Annotated in this window: 23 protein-coding genes, 1 other RNA gene and 1 pseudogene; 10 read left to right on the top strand and 15 right to left on the bottom strand. The window is 66.1% G+C overall.

Translation table 11 applies throughout. The features are described 5' to 3' along the window. Positions 1-99: 99 nt before the first annotated feature. From DZC52_RS15220 to DZC52_RS15195, 6 genes are all read right to left on the bottom strand, one after another. Positions 100-939, bottom strand: a complete 840-nt coding sequence (locus DZC52_RS15220; protein WP_147307733.1) for a hypothetical protein — start codon at positions 937-939, stop codon at positions 100-102. Between the two features lie 441 nt (positions 940-1380). After that, positions 1381-1736, bottom strand: an RNA gene (rnpB, locus tag DZC52_RS15215) — RNase P RNA component class A. A gap of 224 nt (positions 1737-1960) precedes the next feature. Continuing rightward, on the bottom strand, positions 1961-2680 hold the full coding sequence (locus DZC52_RS15210) for a hypothetical protein (protein WP_147307732.1): 720 nt from the start codon (positions 2678-2680) through the stop codon (positions 1961-1963). Positions 2681-2973: 293 nt separating this feature from the next. Beyond that, complete coding sequence (gene asd / locus DZC52_RS15205; RefSeq protein WP_116652011.1) at positions 2974-3819, bottom strand: archaetidylserine decarboxylase; 846 nt, start codon at positions 3817-3819, stop codon at positions 2974-2976. Between the two features lie 38 nt (positions 3820-3857). Next, complete coding sequence (locus tag DZC52_RS15200; RefSeq protein ID WP_181918986.1) at positions 3858-4499, bottom strand: SCO family protein; 642 nt, start codon at positions 4497-4499, stop codon at positions 3858-3860. A gap of 236 nt (positions 4500-4735) precedes the next feature. Further along, positions 4736-5140 carry a globin gene (locus DZC52_RS15195; protein WP_116652009.1) on the bottom strand — a complete coding sequence of 135 codons (405 nt, stop codon included), beginning with the start codon at positions 5138-5140 and terminating at the stop codon, positions 4736-4738. A gap of 505 nt (positions 5141-5645) precedes the next feature. Between DZC52_RS15195 and DZC52_RS15190 the strand changes: the two genes are divergently transcribed. Both DZC52_RS15190 and DZC52_RS15580 read left to right on the top strand, forming a co-directional pair. Continuing rightward, a complete protein-coding gene (locus DZC52_RS15190; protein ID WP_116652008.1) occupies positions 5646-6329 on the top strand; it encodes a zinc metallopeptidase in 684 nt (227 codons plus the stop codon). Beyond that, the gene (locus tag DZC52_RS15580) at positions 6305-6691 is read left to right on the top strand and encodes a hypothetical protein (protein WP_181918985.1); all 387 of its coding nucleotides are present in this window, start codon (positions 6305-6307) and stop codon (positions 6689-6691) included. Before DZC52_RS15190 ends, DZC52_RS15580 begins: the two co-directional genes overlap by 25 nt. A gap of 220 nt (positions 6692-6911) precedes the next feature. Here the strand turns inward: DZC52_RS15580 and DZC52_RS15180 are convergent, their stop codons facing one another. From DZC52_RS15180 to DZC52_RS15170, 3 genes are all read right to left on the bottom strand, one after another. Further along, the gene (locus DZC52_RS15180) at positions 6912-7181 is read right to left on the bottom strand and encodes an addiction module protein (RefSeq protein WP_245960842.1); all 270 of its coding nucleotides are present in this window, start codon (positions 7179-7181) and stop codon (positions 6912-6914) included. Between the two features lie 160 nt (positions 7182-7341). Beyond that, positions 7342-8184, bottom strand: a complete 843-nt coding sequence (gene rsmI, locus DZC52_RS15175; protein WP_116652006.1) for a 16S rRNA (cytidine(1402)-2'-O)-methyltransferase — start codon at positions 8182-8184, stop codon at positions 7342-7344. Then, positions 8184-8957 carry an AMP nucleosidase gene (locus DZC52_RS15170; RefSeq protein WP_116652005.1) on the bottom strand — a complete coding sequence of 258 codons (774 nt, stop codon included), beginning with the start codon at positions 8955-8957 and terminating at the stop codon, positions 8184-8186. Before DZC52_RS15170 ends, rsmI begins: the two co-directional genes overlap by 1 nt. 274 nt (positions 8958-9231) lie before the next feature. Between DZC52_RS15170 and DZC52_RS15165 the strand changes: the two genes are divergently transcribed. From DZC52_RS15165 to thrC, 5 genes are all read left to right on the top strand, one after another. After that, positions 9232-10257 carry a YeiH family protein gene (locus DZC52_RS15165; RefSeq protein WP_116652004.1) on the top strand — a complete coding sequence of 342 codons (1026 nt, stop codon included), beginning with the start codon at positions 9232-9234 and terminating at the stop codon, positions 10255-10257. Between the two features lie 234 nt (positions 10258-10491). Beyond that, the gene (locus DZC52_RS15160) at positions 10492-11136 is read left to right on the top strand and encodes a DUF6498-containing protein (protein WP_116652003.1); all 645 of its coding nucleotides are present in this window, start codon (positions 10492-10494) and stop codon (positions 11134-11136) included. A gap of 290 nt (positions 11137-11426) precedes the next feature. Then, positions 11427-13898 carry a bifunctional aspartate kinase/homoserine dehydrogenase I gene (gene thrA, locus DZC52_RS15155; protein WP_116652002.1) on the top strand — a complete coding sequence of 824 codons (2472 nt, stop codon included), beginning with the start codon at positions 11427-11429 and terminating at the stop codon, positions 13896-13898. Continuing rightward, a complete protein-coding gene (locus DZC52_RS15150) occupies positions 13895-14845 on the top strand; it encodes a homoserine kinase (protein WP_116652001.1) in 951 nt (316 codons plus the stop codon). Before thrA ends, DZC52_RS15150 begins: the two co-directional genes overlap by 4 nt. Further along, a complete protein-coding gene (thrC, locus tag DZC52_RS15145) occupies positions 14842-16161 on the top strand; it encodes a threonine synthase (RefSeq protein ID WP_116652000.1) in 1320 nt (439 codons plus the stop codon). The genes DZC52_RS15150 and thrC overlap by 4 nt, the downstream gene beginning before the upstream one ends. Positions 16162-16347: 186 nt before the next feature. Here thrC and DZC52_RS15140 read toward each other — a convergent pair whose 3' ends face one another. The 5 genes from DZC52_RS15140 to DZC52_RS15120 all read right to left on the bottom strand — a co-directional run bounded on the left by DZC52_RS15140 (position 16348) and on the right by DZC52_RS15120 (position 23738). Next, the gene (locus DZC52_RS15140) at positions 16348-18411 is read right to left on the bottom strand and encodes an NADPH-dependent 2,4-dienoyl-CoA reductase (RefSeq protein WP_116651999.1); all 2064 of its coding nucleotides are present in this window, start codon (positions 18409-18411) and stop codon (positions 16348-16350) included. 282 nt (positions 18412-18693) lie between these two features. Continuing rightward, positions 18694-19629, bottom strand: coding sequence for a DnaJ C-terminal domain-containing protein (locus tag DZC52_RS15135; RefSeq protein WP_116651998.1), 936 nt, complete (start codon positions 19627-19629; stop codon positions 18694-18696). Positions 19630-19761: 132 nt separating this feature from the next. After that, complete coding sequence (locus DZC52_RS15130) at positions 19762-22407, bottom strand: serine/threonine-protein kinase (protein ID WP_116651997.1); 2646 nt, start codon at positions 22405-22407, stop codon at positions 19762-19764. A 3-nt stretch (positions 22408-22410) separates the two neighbouring features. Continuing rightward, positions 22411-22983, bottom strand: a complete 573-nt coding sequence (locus DZC52_RS15125; protein WP_181918984.1) for an ECF-type sigma factor — start codon at positions 22981-22983, stop codon at positions 22411-22413. Positions 22984-23261: 278 nt separating this feature from the next. Beyond that, positions 23262-23738, bottom strand: a complete 477-nt coding sequence (locus tag DZC52_RS15120; protein ID WP_116651995.1) for a GNAT family N-acetyltransferase — start codon at positions 23736-23738, stop codon at positions 23262-23264. A 158-nt stretch (positions 23739-23896) separates the two neighbouring features. Between DZC52_RS15120 and DZC52_RS15820 the strand changes: the two are divergent. Further along, positions 23897-24061 (top strand): annotated as a pseudogene (locus tag DZC52_RS15820) (DUF2061 domain-containing protein); the annotation flags it as partial. A gap of 263 nt (positions 24062-24324) precedes the next feature. Here the strand turns inward: DZC52_RS15820 and DZC52_RS15110 are convergent. Further along, complete coding sequence (locus DZC52_RS15110; protein ID WP_116651993.1) at positions 24325-24537, bottom strand: ribbon-helix-helix protein, CopG family; 213 nt, start codon at positions 24535-24537, stop codon at positions 24325-24327. A 190-nt stretch (positions 24538-24727) separates the two neighbouring features. Here DZC52_RS15110 and DZC52_RS15105 point away from each other — a divergent pair, with 190 nt between their 5' ends. Together DZC52_RS15105 and DZC52_RS15100 are read left to right on the top strand one after the other, a co-directional pair. Then, a complete protein-coding gene (locus DZC52_RS15105; RefSeq protein WP_116651992.1) occupies positions 24728-25015 on the top strand; it encodes a type II toxin-antitoxin system RelE/ParE family toxin in 288 nt (95 codons plus the stop codon). Next, entirely contained in the window at positions 24996-25268 is a 273-nt protein-coding gene (locus DZC52_RS15100; protein WP_116651991.1) for a helix-turn-helix domain-containing protein, read from the top strand. The genes DZC52_RS15105 and DZC52_RS15100 overlap by 20 nt, the downstream gene beginning before the upstream one ends. Positions 25269-25349 lie beyond the last annotated feature (81 nt).

Here is a 25349-nt window from a genome sequence, read left to right as displayed (position 1 = left end):
CTTCCATCGGTTGGCGCCTTCGGTGGGGAGGTCCCGGCTCGGGGGCCGGGACGACGCTTTGCGACGCTCAGATACTCAGGGCGTCTATGGTAGCGCGATTCATTCGAGGCGGTCGCAGTCGACCCGGAAGGTGTGGAGCACACGGGCGCCCTGATGGAAGTCGATCCAGCATGTGGGGCCCGATCCGGACGCGACGGGACCTCGCAAGTCACTTGGCTTCAATGGCGTCTGGCCGGCACGTGCTCTCCACTCGCCCTCGCCGTCTCGCTCGGCCAAAGTCGCCAGCTTGTCGCGGACACACTCCTCGTCCTCCACGTTCACCTGGCCCGAAAGCACGTCTTCCAGGGATCGGCCGAGCGCGACGCTGTACTCCGGCTCGAACTCGACCCTGGCGCTTGCTTGGCCCAGGGTGTTCACTCCCAGAAGCTCGACGCTGAACGAGGCGTGATCACCCAGATCTCCCTCTTCGTTGGATCGCGAGGCCAGCAGGACCCGCTGCAATTGATCCCCGATGGCTCTTTCGATATGCGCTTCAGCGCGTCCTTCGTGCGCGCTGACACCGATGGTCCCGCCTTGCACCCGGGGGCGGTGCGCCTCGAACCCTTCGGCCGCTTTCCGCACGATCTGGCGAACCCGGTTTTCCGCCGAGCCTCGGGAATCCGGGAACAGCGCAACATCAAGTACCGTCGTGGCGCCCCCACAAGGACCTTCGTTCCGGCCCCCGAAGCTGGAGGGCGACTGCAGGGCGTTCATGCTCATGCCGTGGCCGCCCGTCAGCACGCTCTCCCACTGAAGGCGAAAGTCGATCAACTTCTGATAAGCAGATTCTTCGGCCTCGTCGAGCTCGATCTCTTGCTGGATCGCATATTCCCGGCGTTGCGGGTCCCAGGCGACCAGAAAGGAGTGAACCTCGCGGCTTTCCTGGTTGACGATGAACACCCTTCTCCCGGGCGCGTTGCACTCCGACACCTTGTGCAGGTCATCCGACGGCCGGCGAGCGCACCGCGGCCTGGGCACCGCGCTGAGAGCCTTCTTACGCGCGGCGTTCTGGTCGTTGCAGGTCGGACAGAAATACCCCACGTCCTCGAAGCCGCGGGCATCGGAAGTGGCCGGCGCCGCGAGAACGCACAAGGGGAGAAGCCATCGAAAAACCGGTCTCATTGCGCAAACCCCGTGGTCCATCGTTGATTCCAGACACGGGGCGTGGCGTCGCTTTTCGCCGCAAGGCGCCCCCCGATTCGCCAATCGCCCCGGGGACAGCCTATCGAACTGGAATCCGGGGTCAAGGTCGAAACCGGGAATCCGGAGTCTTCCTGCGGTTGGCGCCTTCGGTGGGGAGGTCCCGGATCGGGGTCCGGGACGACGGTGTTGTACGAATTGAGTGAGAGCCGGCCTGTAAGCCGGGTTCTGTCGGGGACAGTCATTCATCTGGGACGGCTGTCGCCAGCCGCCTCTAGCAGCCTACCCGGGTGCAGCGCGGGCCACGCCATTGCACCCCTATTTGGCCTTGCTTCGGGTGGGGTTTACCGTGCCGCGTCTGTTGCCAGCCGCGCGGTGCGCTCTTACCGCACCCTTTCACCCTTGCCTGTGCCCTGAACGGGCCATCGGCGGTTTGCTCTCTGTTGCACTTTCCGTCGGCCCTTGCGGACCGCCCAGGCGTTACCTGGCACCCTGCCCTGCGAAGCCCGGACTTTCCTCCATGCCTTAAAAGGCACAGCGACTGTCCGGCCGGCTCTCACGCTTATTATGACACCGGCATCGCTATGGATGTTCGGGGTCCGACGGGTTGGGTGCGCCGTAATGGCTTTAGGTTTCAGGTTTCAGGGTTCAGGTTTCAGGAAAACATGGGATTACGGGCGTTGCTATCGGTTGGTGCCATCCGTCTCGCGGCGGAGCCGCCCACCCATTCCTCCAGTTGCCGACCTGAAACCTGAAACCTGAACCCTGAAACCTCAGAGAGTCAATTCCCCCGCTGCACCCGATCGAGCGTGAGGTTGTCGGTGCCGATAAGCTCGGAGCGGAAGTCGCTCAGCGGGATTCCGCGGGTGTAGCGGTAGATGAAGTCGCGGCCGCGGTCGTCTTCGGCTTCGACCAGGTGGAGGCGTTCGATTTCTTCTTCGCGGCGGTAGCCGACCAGGTCGCTGAGGTCGACGAAGGCGCCGGGGCCGTGGAGTTCGTATTCCTGCACCAGGGACTCGACGTCGCCTTCGAAGCGCATGTTCTCGATGGGCCAGCGCACGACGTAGCGGTTGTCGGTGGTGGTCGCGACGGGCACGGCGCAGCCGTCGGGGTGGCCGCGGACTTCGCCGGCCTCGCCTTCGGGATTGTTGACCAGGAACAGCAGGTAGCGCGGCATTTCGTTGAACAGTTCGACATCGTCGAAGTAGCACTTGCCTTCGCCGAAGCCTTCCTCGACCACCTTCATTCGCTCGACGGGCATGGGCACCTTGTAGGGCACCAGCACGTCGAACCAGGTGTCGCCCTCGACGGGGATGTCGCGGCGGGTTTCGTACTTGAAGATGTGGAGCTGGGCGAGCACGACGTAGTCGGACTCGGCCGCGCGCTGGGCCGGCGTGGTCAGCGGCTTGTCGTCAGCCGATTCGTCGGACGATTCGGACGCCTCCTGCGCGGCCAGGGGCAACGCGAGGAAGAGAAGAAGGCTAGCGATCAGTCTATTCATGGCTGCTTTGACGGGCATGGTCGCGGGTTAGTTCACCGCCATTGTGTCATCCGGGGCTCTGGAAGTGGGTTTCACGCGGAATCACGGGGTGGCGGCTTCAAGGATCAAAATCAAAACCTTTGAAACGCAAAGACGCGAAGACGCTAAGAAAAAAAATAAAGAAATACAAATAATTAAAAATCAATGGATTGAGCGCTGATCCTGCAGGTGCTCGGGCGGCAGTTCAATCTGTTCTCTTTGCGTCTTGGCGTCTTTGCGTTTCACAGGTTTTCCGGAATGCACCGGAAGCCGCCTCAGGTCAGCGCCTGGCCCATTCGGACGCGGTCGCCGGGGTGGAGGTCCGGGGTCCAGGCGGGGAAGTCCCTGGGGGTGAGGACGATGACGGTCGAGCCCCAGTGGAAACGACCCAGTTCGCCGCCGCGTTCGAGGGGATGGGCGTCGACGGCGCGGGTGCGCATTTGCGGGCCTGGGCGGCGGTCTTCGGGGCCACCCCAGACGGTTTCGATGCCGGCCACCAGCATGGCCGCGACCATCACCATGGCGACCGGGCCGTGCTCGGTCTCGAGCATGGCCACCATGCGTTCGTTGCGCGCGAACAGCCTGGGCACGGCCAGCGTGGTGTTGGCCGAGACGCTGAACAGCTTGCCGGGCACGCGCACTTCCTCGACCACCTTGCCGGCGATCGGCGAGTGGACGCGGTGGTAGTCCTTCGGCGCCAGGTAGACGGTGACGAAGTGGCCGTCTTCGAAGGGCTTCGCGCGCTCGGGCGAGCCGAGCAGTTCGGCGGCGGTGTAGTCGATGCCCTTGGCCTGCAGGAGGGTGTCGCCGCGCAGGCGGCCGAGCTGGCTGACGGTGCCGTCGGAGGGGCAGACCATGCGGTGGCGCTCGTCGGCGAGCGCTCGCGCGTCTTCGTCCAGGGCGCGGGTGAAGAAGTCGTTGAAGCTCTCGTACTCGGCCGGGGACTTGCGCCGGGCTTCGCCCAGGTCCACGGCGAACAGCCTGGCGAACACGCGGATGAAGGGCTGGTTGAACCAGCGCCATCGGCACGAGGACAGGCGCCAGGCAATGGCGGTAAGCAGCTTCTGCGGCAGGACGTACTGCGGCCAGACCCGCAAGCGCACCGACAGCGGCCCCTTCATCGGACCATCCTCATCGTTCCACCTTCATCGTTCCACCTTCATCGGGCCAGCGCGAACAGGTCGGCGGCGATGGCCTGGCGATCCAGCGGCGGGCCGAAGCGGCCGTAAAGCCGTCCCTGCGGGTCGATGATCAGTATGGAGGCCGAGTGATCCACGGTGTAGAAGCCGGTGTCGGGGTCGGGCTCGTCGAGGGCGAAGTAGATGCCCAGGTTCTTCGTGAGCGCGGCGAGCTGTTCTTCGCTGCCGGTGGCGCCGATGAAGGACTCGTCGAACCAGCGCACATAGTCGCCCAGGGCCTCGGCGTCGTCACGGCCGGGGTCGACGGAGACGAAGATCACCTGCGGCTTCGAGGCCGCCCCCATGTTGTCGAGGCTCTCGATGGCCGAATCCAGCACCGCCAGGGTATCGGGGCAGATATCCGGGCAGTTGGTGAAGCCGAAGAACATCAGCGACCACTGCCCTTTCAGGTTTTGGGGCGTGAGCGTCTCGCCGGCGGCCGTGCGCAGCTCGAAATCCGGCAGCGGCCGGGTCTGCGGAAAGGCCTGGGCGGCGCGCAGCTCCTGCGAGCGGTCGAGCAGCATCGAGGAGACGACGAGCCCGGCAGCGATCGCCGCCAGGGCGATGATGGCGATCAGGAAGATGCGGCCGGATTGGGGGTTGGGGGAAGTCGGATGGGTCATGCTTGAATTATATCGGAGCGGGTTCGCTCCTTCGTTAGTTCGTTCATTCGTTGGTTCGTTCATTCGTTCCGGCGCGGTCGGCTTGGCGGGGCGGCTGCGCCGCGTAGCCGTGAGTACCGGCCGATATGCCCTGGAATCGCCTCACGCAGAGGCGCAAAGGCGCAAAGGTCGCAGAGGAAAAGAAAGAAACGGCTTGTTGAATGCGTGGAGCGGAGCGCAACGCATCAGGCGCGGCGCTAGTAGCGTTCGACGAAGAAGTCGGTGGTTTTCTTGAGGGCCTCGGCCCATTTGTTTTCGAGTTCGGGGGTCAGCCGGTCGTCGTGTTCGCGGACGGCCTGGAGGAGGCTCTGGCGCCAGTAGCCGTAGAGTTCGGGCTTGACCGGGGCGTGGCCCTTACGGGAGTGGACGTCGGCCATTTCCTTGAGCGAGCGCTCGACGATCTTCGAGCCGCCGGCATAGGTCAGCGCGATGCTGATGCCGCGCCTGAGCGCCTTGTTCTGCTTGGTCCAGTCGGTGTGCGAGAACATCGGTTCCATGCGCGGGTCGCTGTCGAGCAGCAGCTCGTAGAAGCGCGTGATGAAGCCTTTCTTGCGCGTGCAGCGGCCATAGCTGGCCTGCACGCCCGCGTATGCGTCGGACATGATCGGGTTCCTCGGTGAAAAATTAGCTGGCGCGCATGTTAGGGGTGACGGGCACGGCGTTTCTTGATTGAGGTCAAGGACGGCGCGGCCGTCTGTGCGGGGCGGCTGCGCCGCGTTGGCGTGGGTGGCGCCGATGTGCTCTGGGATGGCCTCACGCAAAGGCGCTAAGGCGCAAAGGCCGCCAAGGGAAAAAGAAAGAAATAAAGAGAAAGAAGAAGAAAAAGGAAAGAGAGAAGTGTCAAATTCGGCGTCCATGTCGATTCGAATTCCAGAGGAATTATCTTTTGTTTTCTCTGCGCCCTTTGCGCCTTGGCGCCTTGGCGTGAAACCGTTCCAGAGCCCGTGCGAGCCACCGGGGGCCCTCCCGGTGCAGCCGGCCCGCACCGGGTCCGGCTGCCGGAACGAATGAACGAATGAACGAATGAACGAATGAACGAGAGACCCCACACCCCGCCTGCTAGAATCGCGTCGTTTCCAGTTGCACCAGGCGCCGCCTGTCGCCCCCATGCCCGTCATCATCCTGCTGATCATCGCCGCGGTCGTTTTCCTGCCCCAGTGGTGGGTCAAGCGCGTGCTGGCGAAGTACCGCAAGCCGGACGATCGCTATCAGGGCACCGGCGGGGAACTGGCGCGGCATCTGCTCGACAAATTGGGGCTGGAATCGGTGGGCGTGGAGCAGACCGATTCGGGCGGCGACCACTACGACCCGGACGCGCGGGCAGTACGGCTCAGCCCGGAGCACTACGGCGGGGCCTCGCTGACGGCGGTGACGGTGGCCGCACACGAAGTGGGCCATGCCATCCAGCACGCCGACGGTTATCGCCCGCTGCTGTGGCGCACGCGCCTGGTCAAGGCCATGCAGCGCTTCCAGCGCTTCGGGATGATCCTGCTGGTGCTGGCGCCGATCATCATGCTGGCGCTGCGCCTGCCGCGAGCCGGCCTGGTCCTGCTGGCGATGGCCGTGGCATCGCTGGCCTCCGGCGTGATCGTGCACCTGGTGACCCTGCCGACCGAATTCGACGCCAGCTTTCGTCGTGCCCTGCCCCTGCTCAACAAGGGCGGCTACCTCAAGCGCGAAGACCGCTGGGCCGCACGCCGCATCCTCACCGCCGCGGCCTTCACCTACGTGGCCGGGGCGCTGATCGGGGTGGTGAACTTCTGGTGGTGGATGAGGATTCTGGGGCGCTGACGCGCCCGTTTTTTGGCGCCTTGGTTTTTTGGTTTTTTGGTTTTTTTGGTTCCGGGTCGTTCGGCTTGGCGGGCCGGCTGCGCCGTGAGGAATGCGGCGTCTGGGGCCGATGCCCTGGAAAAGGCTCACGCCAAGGCGCAAAGGCGCAAAGTTCGCAGAGAATAAAAGAAGACAAAACCGATGAAATTCAAACTGATATCGACGCCCTGATTAACTCTTCTTTCTTCTTGATCTTTACCTTGGCGACCTTTGCGCCTTGGCGCCTTGGCGTGAGGCCATTCCAGAGCACATCTCCCCCACCCACGCCTACGCGATCTCAGCGCTTGTTGCGAGCTCGCCAATATCTTGGCTTTCTGGAATGATGTGCAAACGCCACGACGATTAGTTCCTCGCCTCGCTCCAACACGCGTCCGGATTCACCGGGTAATGGCAAAAGCGGGATCAGTCCGTCTTCCAGGAGATCAAGGGCGCGTTCAACGCAAACGGCGAAATCAGCGCCGAGGCCTCTCCGCTCGCTTTCGTACCAGGCAATTGCCGCCTCGGCCTCCTCTGCAGCCGCCTGAAGAATCCGCAACCTCGGCACTACGGATGCTGGAGTTTTGCGCTGACTCTCTTCCGAAACTCGGCACGGTCAACGAATTCAGCTTGCCCGGCATCGATCTCAAGAATACGCCGCGCAATCTCCCTGTCCCACGCTTCCCCGGCACCGCTCTCCCTAGGCGCGTCGAGACTCTGGATCAGGTCGTGCGCCAACTCGGCCCTTTCAGACTCGGATAGAGCGAGAAGCTGTGAACGCAGTTGCTGCAGGGGCTCGGCTGACATGAATCCTCCGAAGACATGATTCTCGATCATGTTATCTCCGATCATGCCTATCAACAATAAAAGTCGCACCATTCGAGAGGGCATCCCAGGGCACATCGGCCCCACCCACGCCTACGCGGCGAAGCCGCCCCGCCACGCCCACCGCGCCAGAACCAAAAAACCAAAAAACCAAAGAACGAAAGAACGCCGCTCATTCGCGCTTTGATTCGATGAGCTCGAAGGCTTCCTTGCGGTTGAGGCCGGTGAGGCGGGCGAGGACTTTGGCGGCGCGGGACGGGGGGAGTTCCCGGGCGAGTTCTTCGGCCAGGGCGTTGGGGTCGACGCTCGGTGCGGTGGTTTCGCTGCCGGCGACGACGAGGACGGCTTCGCCGCGCTGCTGGTCGGGGTCGGCGGCGATCCAGTCGTGGAGGGGGCGGAGCGCGTCGCGCCGGACGGTTTCATGCAGCTTGGTGAGTTCGCGCGCCAGGGTGGCGCGGCGGTCGGGGCCGAAGGCGGCGATCATGTCTTCGAGCACGGCCGGCAGGTCTCGGGCCGGGGCGTAGAAGACCAGGGTGGCGGTCTGCCCGGCGAGTTCGCCCAGACGCTTGCGGCGCGCGCCCGATTTGGCCGGCAGGAAGCCCTCGAACCAGAAGCGGTCGGTGGCCAGGCCGGCGATCGACAGCGCGGCGGTGGCCGCGCAGGGCCCCGGCACGGTGCGCACGGGGATGCCGGCGTCGTGGGCGGCGGCGACCAGGCGGTAGCCAGGGTCGGAGATCAGGGGCGTGCCGGCGTCGCTGACCAACGCGATGTCAGCCCCTTCGAGGAGCTTCTCGACCAGGCGCTCGACCACGCGCGCTTCGTTGTGCTCATGCAGGCTGATCAGCTCCGCGCGCTCGGCACGATCGGCGAGCAGGCGCGAGGACACGCGCGTGTCTTCGGCGGCGACGACCGGCACCGTCCCGAGCAGCTTGCGGGCGCGATCGGACAGATCGTCGAGATTGCCGATGGGGGTGGCGACGACCCAGAGCGTACCGGCTTCGCCGTCTTCAGCCATCAATCGAAGCGCAGGTGCTTGACCGAGCGACCTTCGTCGCGGATTTCCTTGAGCGCGTCGATGCCGATGGCGATCTGCTTGTCGACGTAGTGCTGGGTGACCACGCGGTCGGAGGCGTCGGTCTTGACGCCGTCGGGCACCATCGGCTGGTCGGAGACCAGCAGCAGCGCACCGGTGGGAATGGAGTTGGCGAAGCCGGTGATGAAGATGGTTGCCGTTTCCATGTCGATGGCCATGCAACGCGTCTTGCGCAGGTATTTCTTGAAGGCCTTGTCGTGCTCCCACACCCGGCGGTTGGTGGTGTAGACCGTGCCCGTCCAGTAGTCCAGGCCGTGGTCGCGGGTGGTCGAGGAGACCGCGCGCTGCAGGGTGAAGGCCGGCAGCGAGGGCACTTCGGGCGGGAAGTAGTCCTGCGAAGTCCCCTCGCCGCGGATGGCGGCGATGGGCAGGATCATGTCGCCGAGCTGGTTCTTCTTCTTCAGCCCGCCGCACTTGCCCAGGAACAGGCAGGCGCGCGGCGAGATGGCCGAGAGCAGGTCCATGATGGTCGCGGCGTTGGCCGAGCCCATGCCGAAGTTGATGATGGTGATGTCATCGGCCGTTGCGTTGCGCATCGGCCGATCCTTGCCGCGCACCTCCGCACCCGTGGCCGCGGCAAACTTCTCGACGTAGTTGTCGAAGTTGGTCAGCAGGATGTGCTGGCCGAAGCCGTCCAGCTCGGTGCCGGTGTAACGCGGCAGCCAGTTTTCTACGATGCTTTGTTTGGTGTCCATTGATTGCTTAGGTTTCAGGTTTCAGGTTTCAGGTTTCAGGAAAACAAGGGGTTCGGGGTTCGGGGTTCCGGGTTCCGGCGGCGTCTACGCCTTGGCGGGCGGCCTTCGCCGCGGAACGAAAACGCGAGAGCGAGAGTAGGCCTCTGTTTAGCACCTGGGGATCGCGGCAAAGCCGCCCACAATCGTCTCGGTTGCCGTCCTGAAACCTGAACCCTGAAACCTGAACCCTTGTTTAACCTATCATGCCTCCGTTTATGCCATTTTTCTGAGGGTCATGATTGCTTCCAACAAACTTCCCGGCCTGCTGATCGCGCTTGGTATCGCCGTGGGCGCCTGGCTTGTCGTGCGGTTGGTGGGGATGCTGCCGCCGCCGGTGGGCTCGCTGCCCCTGTCCATGATGCTGGTGGCCATCCTCGCCGGGCTGGTGCTGGCCGGGCCGGCGAATCGGCGACCGGCGTGGAAGCCGGGGCTGGACCTGGCGCGCGGACCGGTACTGAAGATCGCTGTTGCCCTGATCGGGCTGCGCCTGAGCCTGGCCGATCTGGGTCAACTGGGCGCGCAGGCCTTGCCGCTGGTGCTGATCGTGGTGCTGGTCGGGCTGGGCGTCACGCTGCTGCTGGCGCGTCTGGCGGGCGCGGCGCCGCGGCTGGGCATCCTGCTGGCGGCCGGGACGTCGATCTGCGGCGCGTCGGCCATCGCCGCCACCGCGCCGGGCCTGAAGGCCAGGAGCGACGAGATCTGCTACGCCATCGCCTGCATCGCCCTGATCGGCCTGACCGCGACGGTGCTCTATCCCTGGGCCCTGAATCATCTCTTCGACACGCCCGAGCAGATCGGCTTCGTGATGGGCGTGGCCATCCACGACACCGCGCAGGTGACTGCGGCCGCCGCCCTGCACGAGCAGGCCTGGAACTCGGAAGGCACGCTGGTCGCCGCCACGGTGGCCAAGCTGATGCGCAACGCCGGCATGCTCATCCTGATCCCCGGCCTGGTCTGGGCGTATTCCCGCCGCCACGAGGCCGGTTCGGCGAAGGTCAGCCTGCCGCTGTTCATCGTCGCCTTCATCGTGCTCTCGGGCGTGCGCAGCGGTGTAGACGCCCTGCTCGGCCCCGACCACGCGCTGTGGAACCAGTTGCTGGTCGCGGTCGCCCAGGTTTCGATGTTCGCCTTCGCCATGGCCATGGCGGCGCTGGCGACGACCGTGCAGCCCTCGGAACTGAAAGCGCATGGGTGGAAGCCGGCTGTTGCTGCGGTGACTTCGGCTGCTGTCATGTTTGGTGTAGCGGTTTGGTGGGTCTAGTAGGTTTCAGGTTTCGGGTTTCAGGTTTCAGGGAAAACAACTAGGGCGTCGCCCCGGACCTGATCCGGGGCCTTCCATCGGTTGGCGTCTTCGGCTGGGAGGTCCCGGCTCGGAGGCCGGGACGACGCCTCGCGTCGATTTCTGCGGCGGCGGAAGCGATTGGTGGGCGGCTGCGCCGCGTTGGCTTGAGCGCGGCCGGCCCGCAATGCCCTCCACACCGGAACGAAAGAGCGAATGAACGAAACAACGAGGGAACGCAGTACCGACATCGGGAGCCTTCTCGGCGCGAACGGGCTGACGATTGTCTTTGCTGTGGTCTTCGGGTGGTCGGCGGGGATCGTGTTGTGGGCTTACTTTGCGCAGAACCTGATCATCGGATATTTCTCGCGCAAGCGGATCCTGGCGCTGGACGAGTTCAAGACCGACGGGTTCAAGATCAACGACCGTCAGCCGCCGCCCACGCCGGAGACCAAGAAGAAGACCGCCAACTTCTTCGCCTTCCATTTCGGTTTCTTCCACCTGGGCTACTTCGCCTTCCTGGCCCAGGCGCACCGGCCCGACGGGCTCGACCTGCTGCTGCTCGCCGGCGTGGCGGTGAGCTTCTGGTTCAACCACGCCGCCTCCTTCCGGCGCCACATCGAGGCCGACGCGAAGGGCAAGACCAACATCGGCACGCTGATGTTCCTGCCCTACCTGCGCGTGGTGCCGATGCACCTGGCCGTGATCATCGGCAGCGGAGCCGAACTGATGGACACCCTGCCCGGCCTGGTCGGCTTCATGCTGCTCAAGACCGGCGCCGACTGGCTGATGCACCACGTCGAGCACCGCATCCTGCAGCGCGCGGGGGAGTCAGGGGTTTCAGAAAATCAAAACCTTTGAAACGCAAAGACGCAAAGACGCAAAGACGCGAAGAAAGAAGAAAGAAGAAAGAACAAATAGCCACGGAAGACACGGAATGCACGGAAACTGAAAAAGCTTTCTGTAACAGAGAATTTCTGTTTTTGAATTCCGTGTCCTTCCGTGTCTTCCGTGGTTCCCCGGTTTTGATCTTGTGATTCTCTTTGCGTCTTCGCGTCTTTGCGTTTAAAAGGTTTTGATTGTCCCTCCCGGGAGGCGATGCTCTTCGGTACACTCGACGGCAACACCACTGACTGCCGGGACGGTTTCTGATGCACTGGATCGCGCACAAGTTCGGCGGGTCTTCGCTGGCCGACGCCGAGTGCATCGGGCATGTCGTCGAGCTGCTCTCCCGGCGTGCGGACGAGGGCCAGGTGGTCGTGGTTTCGGCCATGGCCGGGGTGACCGACGAGTTGATCGCGCTCACGAACCTCGCGGCAGCCGGGGATCCGGAATGGACCGGGCGGCTGGCGGCCTTGCGCGAGCGACACCTGGACACGCTCAAGGCGCTGGTGGGCGATGGCGGGGAGCCGGCACGCGAGGCGCTGATTTCTCGCTTCGGAGAGCTCGAGCAGTTGCTCTCGGGCCTGTCGCTGATGGGCTCCGCGCCGGTAGAGGCCGTGGAGTTGATCTCCGGTCTGGGCGAGGTGTTCAGCGCCGAACTGGTGACGGCCCGCTTCAATCTCCGTGACGAAACGGCGGTGATGATCGACGCGCGCGAGGTGCTGCGGGTGCAGCCCACGGCGCTGATGGTGGGCGTGGACTGGGAAGACAGCGAGCAGCGCCTGACCGAGTTCCAGATCGAGCATCCCTCCAGCCGCTATGTGGTGACCGGCTTTGTCTGCCGCCGGCGCGACGGACGCATCTCGACGCTGGGGCGCAACGGCTCGGACTATTCCGGCAGCATCTTCGCGCGCCTGTTCGGCGCCGGCGAGCTGCATATCTGGACCAACGTGGACGGCCTGCTCTCGGCCGACCCGTCGGCGGTGCCGCAGGCGGTGCTGCTCGATCATCTCAGCTACCGCGAGGCCTTCGAGCTGGCTTATTTCGGGGCGCGCGTGCTGCATCCGCAGTCCCTCGCCCCGGCGCTGGACGCCGGCATTCCGGTGCGCGTGCGCAATACCTTCCATCCCGACAATCCCGGCACCCTGATCGACGCCGAGGGCAGCGCCTCGACGCCGGTCAAGGGCATTACCAGCATCGGCGACATGGCGCTGATCACCATCGAGGGCGCCGGCATGATCGGCGTGCCCGGCACGGCCGAGCGGGTGTTCTCGGCCCTGCACCGCGCGGAAGTGTCGGTGGCGATGATCTCGCAGGGTTCTTCCGAGCACTCGATCTGCCTGGTGGTTCCCGCGGCCAGCCGCGATGGGGCCACGGCCATCATCGAGGACGCCTTCGCGCAGGAATTGCGCCACGGGCAGATCCAGCGCGTGTTCGCCGTCGACGGTATCCGCATCCTGGCGATCGTCGGCGAAGGCATGACGGGCACGCCCGGCGTGGCGGCCCGCCTGTTCAACAGCCTCGCGCGCGCCGGGGTGAACGTGCGCGCCATCGCCCAGGGGGCGTCGGAGCGCAACATCTCCGTGGCCGTCGACGAAGCCGACGCCGAACGCGCGCTCAAGGCCGTGCACGCCGGGTTCTACCTTTCCGAACACACATTGTCGATCGGCCTGATCGGCCCCGGGCAGGTGGGCAAGGCGCTGTTGCGCCAGATCGGCGCAACGCGCGCGGGCCTGCACGAGCGCGCCCACCTGGACCTGCGCCTGCGCGCGGTGGCCGGCTCCAAGCGCATGCGCCTGGCCGGCGACGAGGAAGCCAGCCTGGACGCCGCCGCGCTGGCCGACGAGCCCTTCGGCGAGGAGAGCGGGCCGCTGGATTTCGATCATTTCGTCGGCAAGGTCAACGACGACCACTGGCCGCACGCGCTGATCATCGACTGCAGCGCCAGTGACGAGGTGGCCGACCGCTACGCCGAATGGCTGGCCGCGGGAATCCACGTGGTCACGCCCAACAAACGCGCCGGCAGCGGTCCGATGGAGCGTTACCGGGCGATTCGCGCGCCGGTCGAGGCCGGCACGGCGCGCTGGCGCTACGAGGCCACGGTGGGCGCGGGCCTGCCCATCATCCAGACCCTGCGCGACCTGCTCGACACCGGTGATGCCATCCGGCGCGTGGAAGGCATCTTCTCGGGCACCCTGGCCTACCTGTTCAACCGCTTTGAGACGGGCGTGTCCTTCGCCGCCCTGGTCGGCGAGGCGCACGCGGCCGGCTACACCGAGCCGGACCCGCGCGACGATCTCTCGGGCATGGACGTGGCGCGCAAGCTGGTGATCGTGGCCCGCGAGATGGGCCTGGACCTGGAACTGGCCGACATCGAAGTGGAGAACCTGATTCCCGAGTCGATGGTCGAATTCGGGGTCGATGAGTTCCTGGACCAGCTCGGCGGCATGGACGCGGCAATGACCGAACGGCTGCAGTCCGCGCGCAGCGAGGGCTGCGTGCTGCGCCACGTCGCCGAACTGGACGAATCCGGCCGGGCCGCGGTATCGCTGCGCGCCCTGCCCGAGGACCATCCCTTCGCCCATCTGGCGCTGACCGACAATGTGGTGGCCTTCACCACCGACCGCTACTGCGACAACCCGCTGATCGTGCAGGGTCCCGGCGCCGGGCCGGAAGTGACCGCCGCGGGCGTGTTCGCCGACCTGCTGCGCGTGGCCAGCGGCCTGGGAGCAAGGCTTTGAGCCAGCCGCACACCGCCACCGTCTTCGCGCCGGCCAGCGTGGGCAACGTGGCCTCGGGCTTCGACCTGCTGGGCCATGCCGTCGAGGGCCCGGGCGACACGGTGAGCGCGACGCGGACCGAAACCGCTGGCGTGGTGATCGAGGCGATCACCGGCCTGGCCGAGGACCTGCCGCTGGAAGCCGAGAGGAACACCGCCGCCGTGGCGGTGCAGGCGCTGCTGGATTCGGTCGAGCCCGGGTTCGGTATCAGCCTTCGCATCCACAAGGGCATTCCCCTGTGTTCCGGCCTGGGCGGGTCGGCCGCCTCGGCCACCGCCGGCGTGGTGGCCGCCAACGCCCTGCTCGACGCGCCGCTGGCGCGCGAGGCGCTCTACCCCTTCGCCCTGGCCGGCGAGTCGGTGGCCAGCGGCGAGGCCCACGGCGACAACCTGGGCTCGCAGTTGCTCGGCGGCCTGGTGCTGGCCACGCACGAGCATCTGCTGCGGCTGCCCGTTCCCGAATCGCTGCACGCCGTGGTGGTTCACCCCGATTTCCAGGTGGCCACCCGCGATGCGCGCGAAGCGCTGCGCGAACCCTTCGACCTGGCCACGGTGGTCACCCAGCAGGGCCACCTGGCCGAACTGATCTGCGGCTGCTACGAGAACGACCTCAAGCGCCTGGCGCGCGGCCTGGTCGACGTGATGGTCGAACCGCGGCGCGCCTCCCTGATCCCGGGGCTGCTGAAGGTCAAGGTCGCCGCCATGGACTCCGGCGCGCTGGGTTCGGCGATTTCCGGCGCGGGGCCGACGGTGGTGGCCTGGTTCGACGGCACCGAACGCACGGCCGAAGCGGCCGAGGCCATGCGCGCGGCCTTCGAGCGCGCCGGCCTGGCTGCCGAGGCCTGGATCACGCCGGTCGACGCCCGCGGCGCCCGTCTGGTCGATGAATTGCCGGAGGATGCCCGGTGAGATTTGTCAGCACCGCCGGCGACGCGAGCGCGGACCTGGCCGAGGCGCTGACCAGCGGGCTGGCGCCCGACGGCGGGCTGTTCGTGCCCGAGACCCTGCCGCGTTTCGGCGCCGAGGCCCTGGCCGGCTGCGAGAGCCTGCCCGAGTCGGCCCGGCGCGTGCTGGCGCCCTTTTTCGAAGGCAGCGCCCTGGCCGAGGAGCTGCCGCTGATCTGCAATGAATCGCTGGACCTGCCGCTGCCGATATCGGCAATTCGGCCCCATCATCCCGACGAAGCGCCAGCCTGGCTGCTCGAGTTGTTCCACGGCCCCACCGCCGCCTTCAAGGACTTCGCCGCGCGCTTTCTGGCCGCCTGCCTGTCGCGCCTGCGCGGCGCCGAAGAGCCGATCCGCACCGTGCTGGTGGCCACCTCGGGCGACACCGGAGGTGCGGTGGCGGCTGCCTTTCACCGCCGGCCCGGGTTCCGCATGGTCGTGCTCTACCCCGACGGCAAGGTTTCCGCGCGCCAGGCCCACCAGCTCGGCGCCTTCGGCGACAACGTGCACGCCTACCGCGTGCAGGGCAACTTCGACGACTGCCAGCGCCTGGTCAAGCGCGCGCTGGGCGACCGCGAGCTGCTCGGGCGCGTGCCCATGACTTCGGCCAACAGCATCTCCATCGGCCGCCTGCTGCCGCAGATCAGTTACTACGCACACGCCGCGCACCGCCTGTTGGCCGAAACCGGAGAGAAAGTCGACGTGATCGTGCCCACCGGCAACCTGGGCAACGCCACCGCCTGCATCCTTGCGCGCGAGATGGGCCTGCCGATCGGCCACGTGACCCTGGCGACCAACGCCAACCGCGCCCTGCCGGACTACTTCGCCGGCGGCGACTTCGACCCGCGCGAGGCCATCGCCACGCTGGCCAACGCCATGGACGTGGGCCGCCCGAGCAACTTCGAGCGCCTGGCCTGGCTGTTCCGCGACCGCGACCTGCGCGAAGCCGACATCGACGCAGTCGGCATCGACGACGCGCGCATCCGCGAGACGATCGTGAAGACCGACCGCGAACGCGGCCTGGCCGTATGCCCGCACACCGCCTGCGCGATGGCGGCGCTGGAAGACCGCCGCTCAGCCGGCAACAACCGCCCCGCCCTGGTGGTGGCCACGGCGCACCCGGCCAAGTTCGAACAGGTCGTGGAGCCGCTGCTGGGCCGAGAAATCCCACCGCCGCCGGCCCTGGCCGAACTGCTCAAGAAAGAAAGCCACGCCGAACCAATGGCGGCGGAGTACGACGCGTTGCTCGCGGTACTGCGAGACGAAGATCAAAATCTTTGAAACGCAAAGACGCTAAGACGCAAAGTTAAAAAACAAAACCAAACAGAACTGTTATCAGAACGCTCGCGCTGACACAGCTCGCGCTCCTTCATTGACTAGCAGTTGTTGTTCATTTTTTCTTCGCGTCTTCGCGTCTTTGCGTTTAACAGGTTTTGATTTTGATCTTTCTCTGCGCACTCAGCGGCTCTAAAGCTCCGCGGCGAGGCGGGTGCCTTCGGCGATGGCGCGTTTGGCGTCGAGTTCGGCGGCGATGTGGGCGCCGCCGATGATGTGGACATTCATGCCGGCGGCTTCCAGCGGTTCGACCAGTTCGGTGCGCGAGAGCTGGCCGGCGCAGATGACGATGTTGTCGACTTCGAGCAGCATCGGCTCATCGTCGATGCGGATGTGCAGGCCGTCGTCGTCGATGCGTTCATAGCTCACCCCGCCGAGCATCTTGACGCCGTATTCCTTGAGCGATTTGCGGTGGATCCAGCCGGTGGTCTTGCCCAGTCCCTTGCCGTGCTTGGTGGTCTTGCGCTGCAGCAGGTGGACTTCGCGCGCGGGCTGGTGGAAATGCGGTTTCAGGCCCTCGACGCCGCCGCGGCGTTCGATCGACATGTCCACGCCCCACTGATCGAAGAATTCCTTCGCCGTGGGCTCGTCCGGGTCGGGGGCCGCGGGAACGTCGTCGTGGACCAGGAACTCGGAGACGTCGAAGCCGATGCCGCCGGCGCCGATGACGGCCACGCGCTTGCCCACCGGCCTGTTGTGCAGCAGCACGTCGATGTAGCCGAGCACCGAGGGATGATCCTGGCCCGGAATGCCGGGGTCGCGCGGGGTCACGCCGGTGGCGAGGATGACCTCGTCGAAGTTCTCCTCCTTCAGGTCGTCGGCGCTGACCCTGGTGTTCAGCCGCAGGTCGACCTTCTTGAGCTCGATCTCGCGGCCGAAGTAGCGCAGGCTCTCGACGAACTCTTCCTTGCCGGGGATGCGCTTGGCCATGTTGAACTGACCGCCGATGCGGTCCATGGCCTCGAACAGCGTCACGTGGTGACCACGCTCGGCCGCCGTGGTGGCCGCGGCCAGGCCGGCCGGGCCGGCGCCGACGACCGCCACGCGCTTGGGTGCCGCGGCGGGGCGAATGATCAGATCGGTTTCATGCCCTGCACGCGGATTGACCAGGCAGCTGGCCTTCTTGTTCTCGAACACGTGGTCCAGGCAGGCCTGGTTGCAGGCGATGCAGGTGTTGATCTCGTCGGCACGCTTCGCGCGGGCCTTGTTGACCCACTCCGGGTCGGCCAGAAAGGGCCGCGCCATCGAGACCATGTCGGCGTCGCCGCGCTCGAGCACTTCCTCGGCGGTGTGCGGCATGTTGATGCGGTTGGTGGTGACCAGCGGGATGGAGACCGCGTCGCGGAACTTGCGCGTGACCCAGGTGTAGCCGGCGCGCGGCACGGAAGTCGCAATGGTGGGGATGCGCGTCTCGTGCCAGCCGATGCCGGTGTTGATGATGCTCGCACCGGCGGCCTCGATGGCCTTGCCGAGCTCCACCACCTCTTCCCAGCTATTGCCGTCTTCGAGCATGTCGAGCATGGACAGGCGGTAGATGAGGATGAAGTCGCTGCCGACCGCCTCGCGCGTGCGGCGCACGATCTCGACGGCGATGCGCATGCGGTTCTCGAAGGCCCCGCCCCACTCGTCCGTGCGCTTGTTGGTGCGAGGCACCAGGAACTGGTTGATGAAGTAGCCTTCCGAGCCCATCACCTCCACGCCGTCGTAGCCGGCGTGCTGCGCGAGTTTGGCCGCGCGCACGAAGTGGCGGATCTGCTTCTCGATGCCCGCGCCGGAGAGTTCCTTCGGCTTGAAGGGGTTGATCGGCGCCTGGATGGCCGAGGGCGCGACCGAGAACGGATGGTAGGCGTAGCGCCCGGCGTGCAGGATCTGCATGCAGATGCGCCCGCCGGCTTCGTGCACGGCATCGGTCATTCGACGGTGACGGCGCGCCTCAAGCCGGTTGGTGAGCTTGGAGGCCAGCGGCGCCAGCGAGCCGCGCCGGTTGGGCGCGATGCCGCCGGTCACCATCAACCCCGCCCCGCCGAGGGCGCGCTCGACGAAGTAGGCGGTCAGCTTCGGCCAGTTCCAGAGCCGATCCTCCAGACCGGTATGCATCGAGCCCATCAGGATGCGGTTGGGCAGCGTGACGTGGCCCAGGTCGAGCGGGCGGAAGATGTTGGGGTAGGCGGGGGTGTTGGCGGTGGCTTCGGTCACGGCGTACGTTGGCGTATGGAAGTGACGCCATTATGCACGGGAAGATAGGTTTCAGTGTTCAGGTTTCAGGCGGTGGCCGACAGGTTTGGGGGGCGGCTTTGCCGCGAGGGCTCGGGGGCGGGGTGTTCGGGGTTCGGGGTTCGGGGAAACAGCAGAAGCAACGTCGTCCCGGCCCCGAGCCGGGACCTCCCAACCGGAGGCGCCATCGGATGGAAGGCCCCGGATCAGGTCCGGGGCGACGGCACGGTTTTTCCTGAAACCTGAAACCTGAAATCCTGAAACCTACTCCCGCACCTTCGCGCCGCTTTCCTCAGCCAACTCGCGGTAGAGTTCCCGCTCCCGCTCCGACTGCGGCTTCGGAACGACGACCTTGAGATTGACGATCTGGTCGCCGGGGGGCTTGCCGGGGAGGCCGCGGCCCTTGAGGCGCATTTTCTTGCCGCTGGACGAACCGGCGGGGATGTTCATGGTGACCTTGCCGCCCAGCGTCGGGACGCGCACCTCCGCGCCCAGGGCGGCTTCCCAGGGGGCGACGGGGAGGTCGACCAGAACGTTACGGCCGTCCAGCCTGAACTGCGGGTGCGGGGCGATCCTGACTTCCATGAGCAGGTCGCCGGAGGGGCCGCCGCCGATGCCGGGCTCGCCCTGCCCGGCCAGGCGGATCTTGCGGCCGGGCGTGACGCCGGCGGGGATGTTGACCTCCAGGCTCTGGCGCTGGCCGCCGCGGTCGAGCGTGATGCGCCGCTTGCCGCCGTTGAAAGCGGTGGCCAGGTCGATCTCGACGCTGGCCTCGATGTCGCGCCCCTTCGCGCGCTGCTGGCGTCGGGCGCCACCGCCCATGCCGCCGCCCATGCCGCCGAGTCCGCCCCCGAACAGCGACTCGAAGAAGTCGCTGAAATCGCCGAAGCCGCCGAATCCCTGGCCGCCGCCGGCCTGCTGGCCGCCGCGGCCGAAGCCGCCGGTCCAGCCGGGCGGCGGCTCGAAGTTGTCGCCGCCGCGCCAGCCGCCGGCGCGCAACTGGTCGTACTGCTTGCGCTTTTCGGGGTCCTTGAGGACTTCGTAGGCTTCACCGATTTCCTTGAAGCGGTCCTCGGAGCCGGTGTCCTTGTTGCGGTCGGGATGATACTGGCGTGCGAGCTTGCGGTAAGCCCGCTTGATCTCGTCGGCGGACGCACCCGACTCGACGCCCAGCGTCTTGTAATAGTCCTTGAATTGCATACTTGCTTCAGCCTGGGGAAGCGCTCATTCGCTGTTACTTGAATAAGGGTGAAAGGTTGAAACTCAACTCTGGTCTCTAGGTTTCAGGGTTCAGGTTTCAGGTTTCAGGCGGCAAACCTGAACCCCTGAAACCTAGCGCCCAAGCCTTTCAAACCACCGAACAACCGGGTGTCGGGCATTCATTTCGCTTCTCAGGCGGGCCAACAGCTCTTCGGCCTGTTCGCCGGCGGCATCTTCGGGGGATTCGGCGACGGCGATCAGGGCCCCGGCTTCGGTGATGCGCCAGCCGCCGAGGTTCAGGGCACGGCGCAGGTCGAGGCATTGCTGCGCATGGTTGCCGGCTGCTTCCCGGCGCCCTTGCTCCATGGCAAGCCTTGCGCGTTCGCAGGCGATGTCGGCCAACACCGTGCGGGCGGCGCCGCCGACTGCCTCAGCCTGGGCGGCCAGGTCGGCCAGCGTACCCGGCTCGAAACCGTCATTCATTCGCCGCCGGATCTGCGCCACCGCCAGCTCCAGGCGCAGGCTGTAGGGATGGCGCGGACCAAGCAGGCCGGTCATGATCTCGCGTGACCGTTCGTAGTGCCCGAGCGCGGTCGCCAAGTCGCCGCGCGCCTCGGCGAGTTCGCCCAGGCCCAGCAGGGAGGCGGCAAAATCCGGCGTATCGTCGCCGATGTACTCGGAGAAAATCGCGTTGGCGCGCCGAAGCTGCGACTCGGCCTCGTCGAGCGCTCCTCGCACGACCAGTTGCCGGCCCAGGTGCAGGCGGGCAGCCGCCATGGCACCGGAAGCACCGTATTTTTCTTCGCGCACTTCGATGACACGCCGGAGGCGCTGCTCGGATTCATCATTGCGGCCCAGGCGATCAAGGACGATGGCCAGGTTGGCGGTGACCGACAGCGCGTCGCTGGAGTCGCCGCGATCGAGGGCGAGCCAGAGGGCCTCGGCGGCCTCGAAGTGACGCGCCGCTCGTTCAAGCTGGCCACCAATCAGCAGGGTCGCGGCCAGATTGTTCTCGGCCCGGGCCATCAGCGGACGGGGGCCGGCGGAGACTTCCAGCGCCAGTTCGCGGGCGCGTTCGAGATCGGCCAGGGCACCTTCCCAGTCGCCGCTGTCGCGGCGCAGGCGGCCGCGGATCTGCAGGGCGTCGGACAGGCGCGCCGGATGGGTGCCGGGCAGCGATTCGAGGATGTCCAGGCCCCGATTGACGTTCTTCAGGCCCGATTCGACCCGGCCGCGGCGATGGTCGACCTGGGCCATATCGAGCAGGGCGATGGACTGCAGCAGGGGGTTGTCGCGGCCCTCGTCGCTCTCGGCAAAATCGGCCAGCAGCGGCTCGGCGGCGGCGTAGTCGTTGAGCGCGATCATCACTTCACCGAGCACGGCGTTGACCTGCTGGCGCAGGTCGGGGTCGTTGGCGAGCCACTCGCCGGCGACTTCGGCGGTGCGATCGAGCAGTTCGCGGGCGGTCATGCTTTCGGTGTCTTCGGACAGGCTGCCCACCTCGCGGAACAATAGCGTCAGGTGCTCGCGCAGGGCGTTGGAGCGCGCTGCCTCGGCCCGGGCGATGTCGCGCTCGACGGCGGCCACACGCGCCTGCCAGACCACGGCCGACACGCCGCCGACAAGCGAGATCAGCGCCAGGGCGCCGAGCGCCGCGCCGACGGTGTGGCGCCGGACCCACAGGCCCAGGCGCTCGAGCAGCCCCGGGCGGCGCGCACGGATCGGCTCGTCGTTTTCCAGTCGCTGGATATCCAGCGCCATGCCGTTGACCGTGGCGTAGCGCATGGCCGGGTCGGGGTGCGCGGCGCGGCGAATGATCGCGTCGATGTCGCGGCGGCGGCGGAACGCGCGCCAGGCCTCGCGCGGCGCTTGGTCGACGCCGGGCCGCGGTGCTTCCGAGTAGACGAGCCAATGCAGCAGCGCGCCCAGGCCGTAGATGTCGGCGGCGGTGGACACCGGACGGCCCTCGAGGATTTCCGGCGCGGCGAAGCCGGGCGTCATGGCGGCCGGCAGGCTGTGCTGCATGTCGCGGTCGAGCAGCCGGGCGACGCCGAAGTCGAGCAGGCAGACCCGGCCGGTGTCGGTGACCTTGAGATTGGCCGGCTTGATGTCGCCGTGGACGATCAGTTCGCGGTGGGCCGCGGCCACGGCATCGCAGGCCTCCCGAAAGATGCGCAGCATGGTCGCGGGCGCGGGTCGGGCGCTTTCGCACCAGGCGTCGAGGTTGTCGCCTTCGACCCAGTCCATTACCAGGTAGGGGCGGCCGTCTTCGGTGACGCCGCCGTCGAGCAAGCGAGCGATGCCGGGATGATTGAGACGGGCCAGGGTCTGGCGCTCGTAGGTGAGCAGGCGGGCCAGGTCGTCGCTGTGGCTGCGGATGAGCTTGACGGCGACGGTCATCTCGAAAGCCCCGTCGGCGCGCTCGGCACGGTAGACGTCGCCCATGCCGCCGGCGCCGACCGGCTCGACCAGGCGCCAGGGGCCCAGGCGGGTACCCGGCTCGAGGCTGCTTTCTCCGGAATTGCCCAGGCGCGCCTCGAGCGCGTCGCCCATCAGGGCATGCGCGGATTCGTCGAGCATGCCGCCGGGCTCGGTGCTGGCGTCGAGCAGGCGCTGCAGCCAGGCGCCGACGCGCGGCGCGCGTTCGACGATGCGTGCCATCTCGGCCTGCCGCTCGGCCCGGGGGCGATCGAGCAGTTCATCGAGCAGGCGATCGACCAGCCGGCGGCGTGCCGGGGTGAGTCGTCCCGAAGGCTTGCGCGAATTCTCCCCGGACATTCGCTAGCTGTTCATCTCCACGAGCAACCAGGCGCGGGCGCGCTCCCAGTCGCGCTGGACGGTGCGCACCGAAACATCGAGCATCTCGGCGATTTCCTCCGCCGTCTGGCCGCCGAAGAAACGCGCGATGACCACTTCGGCCAGTCGCGGGTTGGCTTCCTCGAGGCGGGCCAGGGCCTCGTCGATCATCAGCACGGTTTCCTCGCTGCCGGCCTCGGCGAGTTCCTCGTTGAGGCTCAGAGGGGCCTGGCCGGCGCCGCGCTTGGCCGCCAGCTTGCTGCGGGCGTGGTCGACGATGAGCTGGCGGATGGCCAGCGAGGACAGGCGCTTGAGATGCATCCGGTTGCGGATGTTCTGGTCGGCGCTGTTGCGGATCTTCAGAAAGGCTTCGTGCACCAGCTCGGTGGTCTGCAGCGTGGGCGTGGACCCGAACCGGGCCTGCTGGCAGCGCGCCACCTCGCGCAGATCATCGTAGATCAGCGGCAGGATCCGATCGATGGTTTCAGGCTGCTCGCGCAGCTCCGAAAGCAGCCGGGTCACTTCCCCTTCCGAAATGACGTCCTGCGTAGTCGACACGATGGCAACCGGGATTGTTGGGACAGGAATGGGCAGTTTGCCACATTCTTGCTTAATGGAACCTTAAGGGAGGTTTCAGGGTTCAGGTTTCAGGTTTCAGGCGGCAACTGATCGCTTGGGTGGGCGGCCTTGCCGCGATTGACTAGGTTTCAGGTTTCAGGGAGAAGCCACACCGTCGCCCCGGGCTTGACCCGGGGCCTTCCATCGGTTGGCGCCTTCGGTTGGAAGGTCCCGGATCGGGGTCCGGGACGACGCTGGGCGTCGGTTGGGGTTTCAGCTCACAACGCGTTCAAGGCCTCCTCGTCCAGGCGGAACACGGTCCAGTCGGACATTGGCCTGGCGCCGAGGCTGTTGTAGAAATCGATGGCGGGCTGGTTCCAGTCGAGGACGCTCCATTCCATGCGGCCGTAGTTGCGCTTGCGGGCGATGCCGGCCAGGTGGAGCAGCAGGGCCTTGCCGATGCCCTTGCCGCGGTGGGTTTCGCGCACGTAGAGGTCTTCAAGGTAGAGGCCGGGGCGGCCGACGAAGGTGGAGAAGTTGCGGAAGAACAGGGCGAAACCGACCGCCTTGCCCTCCCACTCGGCGATAACCGCCTCGGCCACCCCGCCGCCGCCGAACAGCGACTCGGAGATATCGCCGGTGGTCGCCTCGACCTCGTGGGCGAGCCGCTCGTACTCGGCCAGCTCGCGGATGAGGTCGAGCAGCAGCAGCTCATCGCCCGGGCGGGCGGCGCGGAGTTCGAGGAATTCGGTCATGACGGCATTTTCCTGGTTGGTTCCGTGTCGGGAATGCTACGCGAAAGCGGCGCCGCGCAGGCAATAGCCCCGCGCTATTGAAACCATCCCGATAATCACTTGTCGGAATGCGCGAGAATCGTTATTGTTTCCATCAAGGCTCGAAGAGGATTTCCGAAATGGCCAGCCGCAAGACCGTCACCTTCGCCATCATGCACATGAGCGTGGCTTTCGCCGTCGTCTACCTGATGACCGGCAGCCTGGCGCTGGGCGGTGCCGTGGCCATGATCGAGCCGGCCGTCAATACCATCGCCTATTTCTTTCACGAGAAGGTCTGGGAGCGCTTCGGCCTGGGCGGCGGCAGGGTCTCCGAGCAACCGCCCGCTCAGTGCCCGTTCCATGACCAGGCGCAGCGCCCCGCCGACCCTCTGGCGCGCTGCCTGCAGTGCCAGTGGCGCGCGCGAATCGCCTAACCGCGCCTGTACCCCTAGCCGAATTTCGCCGTCTTCCCGGCCCCCGAGCCGGGACCTTCCCACCGAAGACGCCAACTGACGGGAGGCCCCGGATCAATTCCGCGGCGACAGGAGCAACCCCCGGAAGGATTCATCTACGCCGAATCAAGCCTGTCCAGAATCCGGCGCGCCTCATCGAGATTACCGTGACGAGCCATTGCCCGGAACCTGTTTTCCGCATCGAACGTTGCGATGGCCTGGGTGCTCAATTCCTCCATCAACTTGTTGACGCTAAGCCCCCTGGCCTTGGCCAACGATCTGAGCCTTTCTGCCGTGTCGTCAGGAAGCCGAATCGTCAATGTGCTCATGCCTCTAACTCCAATGCCTGGGCCGTTGTCAGAATCCGAGGCTTGTTCCATCTGCCCACCGAAGCGAGCGATGCAACGACTGTCAGTCGCGCTCTTTCCGTTGTCGACTCGTCCCAATCGGTACGCTTGACCACGCCCTCGGTGGGCATCCCCGCTTGACAGACGCTGTACGCACTATACTATATTTGATATGTGGCAGATTTTCGAGCACCGAGACCTCGACAAGAAGCTGCGTCGGGCCAAGGTGCCGCTCGAAGTGCTCAAACGCTACGAAAAGTGGAAAGACATTGCGCGACTTTCCGGCCCGCAAGGCCTGAAACGCATCAAGGGTTTCCGGGATGAGGCACTGAATGGCAAATGGCGCGGATTCCGCTCGAGCCGTCTCGGCCAGCAGTGGCGCATCATCTACCGCGTGGAAGGCAATCGGCTACTGATACAGGTACTGGACATCAATCCCCATGACTACGCCAAGAGGTAACGAAGAGTTTGTTCGGGCGCCGACCCGTGTCGAAGTTTCGCCGGGCGAATCGTTGCGCATCCTGCGCGAGCTGCAGGAACTGAGTCAGACCGAACTGGCCGAAATGACCGGTATCGCCCAATCGACGATTTCGGCCATCGAGAATGGACGCGTCAACCTGGGCGTCGAGCGCGCCAAGACCCTGGCCCGCGCCCTTTCCTGCCACCCGGCCGTCCTGGTCTTCCCCGGCTGGGAAATCGACGACGCGGCCTGAGCGGCAAAGTCATCACTGGATGGAATGCCCCGGATTGACGGGCACCAGCCCGTCATCCCGGCCGTAGAGAAGCGGAGAGCC

This window comes from Wenzhouxiangella sediminis, from assembly GCF_003410055.1.
In the GTDB taxonomy this organism is placed as follows: domain Bacteria; phylum Pseudomonadota; class Gammaproteobacteria; order Xanthomonadales; family Wenzhouxiangellaceae; genus Wenzhouxiangella; species Wenzhouxiangella sediminis.
This window is presented reverse-complemented; position numbering and strand designations above follow the sequence as displayed.

Coding starts and splice junctions, on each gene's coding strand:
- DZC52_RS15200 (WP_181918986.1), bottom strand. CDS start 4,499: ATGACCCATCCGACTTCCCCCAACCCCCAATCCGGCCGCATCTTCCTG.
- DZC52_RS15130 (WP_116651997.1), bottom strand. CDS start 22,407: ATGTCCGGGGAGAATTCGCGCAAGCCTTCGGGACGACTCACCCCGGCA.
- DZC52_RS15120 (WP_116651995.1), bottom strand. CDS start 23,738: ATGACCGAATTCCTCGAACTCCGCGCCGCCCGCCCGGGCGATGAGCTG.
- DZC52_RS15160 (WP_116652003.1), top strand. CDS start 10,492: ATGAACGAAACAACGAGGGAACGCAGTACCGACATCGGGAGCCTTCTC.
- DZC52_RS15105 (WP_116651992.1), top strand. CDS start 24,728: ATGTGGCAGATTTTCGAGCACCGAGACCTCGACAAGAAGCTGCGTCGG.
- DZC52_RS15210 (WP_147307732.1), bottom strand. CDS start 2,680: ATGAATAGACTGATCGCTAGCCTTCTTCTCTTCCTCGCGTTGCCCCTG.
- rsmI (WP_116652006.1), bottom strand. CDS start 8,184: ATGGCTGAAGACGGCGAAGCCGGTACGCTCTGGGTCGTCGCCACCCCC.
- DZC52_RS15135 (WP_116651998.1), bottom strand. CDS start 19,629: ATGCAATTCAAGGACTATTACAAGACGCTGGGCGTCGAGTCGGGTGCG.
- DZC52_RS15190 (WP_116652008.1), top strand. CDS start 5,646: ATGCCCGTCATCATCCTGCTGATCATCGCCGCGGTCGTTTTCCTGCCC.
- thrA (WP_116652002.1), top strand. CDS start 11,427: ATGCACTGGATCGCGCACAAGTTCGGCGGGTCTTCGCTGGCCGACGCC.
- DZC52_RS15165 (WP_116652004.1), top strand. CDS start 9,232: ATGATTGCTTCCAACAAACTTCCCGGCCTGCTGATCGCGCTTGGTATC.
- asd (WP_116652011.1), bottom strand. CDS start 3,819: ATGAAGGGGCCGCTGTCGGTGCGCTTGCGGGTCTGGCCGCAGTACGTC.
- DZC52_RS15170 (WP_116652005.1), bottom strand. CDS start 8,957: ATGGACACCAAACAAAGCATCGTAGAAAACTGGCTGCCGCGTTACACC.
- DZC52_RS15195 (WP_116652009.1), bottom strand. CDS start 5,140: ATGTCCGACGCATACGCGGGCGTGCAGGCCAGCTATGGCCGCTGCACG.
- DZC52_RS15180 (WP_245960842.1), bottom strand. CDS start 7,181: ATGATCGAGAATCATGTCTTCGGAGGATTCATGTCAGCCGAGCCCCTG.
- DZC52_RS15110 (WP_116651993.1), bottom strand. CDS start 24,537: ATGAGCACATTGACGATTCGGCTTCCTGACGACACGGCAGAAAGGCTC.
- DZC52_RS15100 (WP_116651991.1), top strand. CDS start 24,996: ATGACTACGCCAAGAGGTAACGAAGAGTTTGTTCGGGCGCCGACCCGT.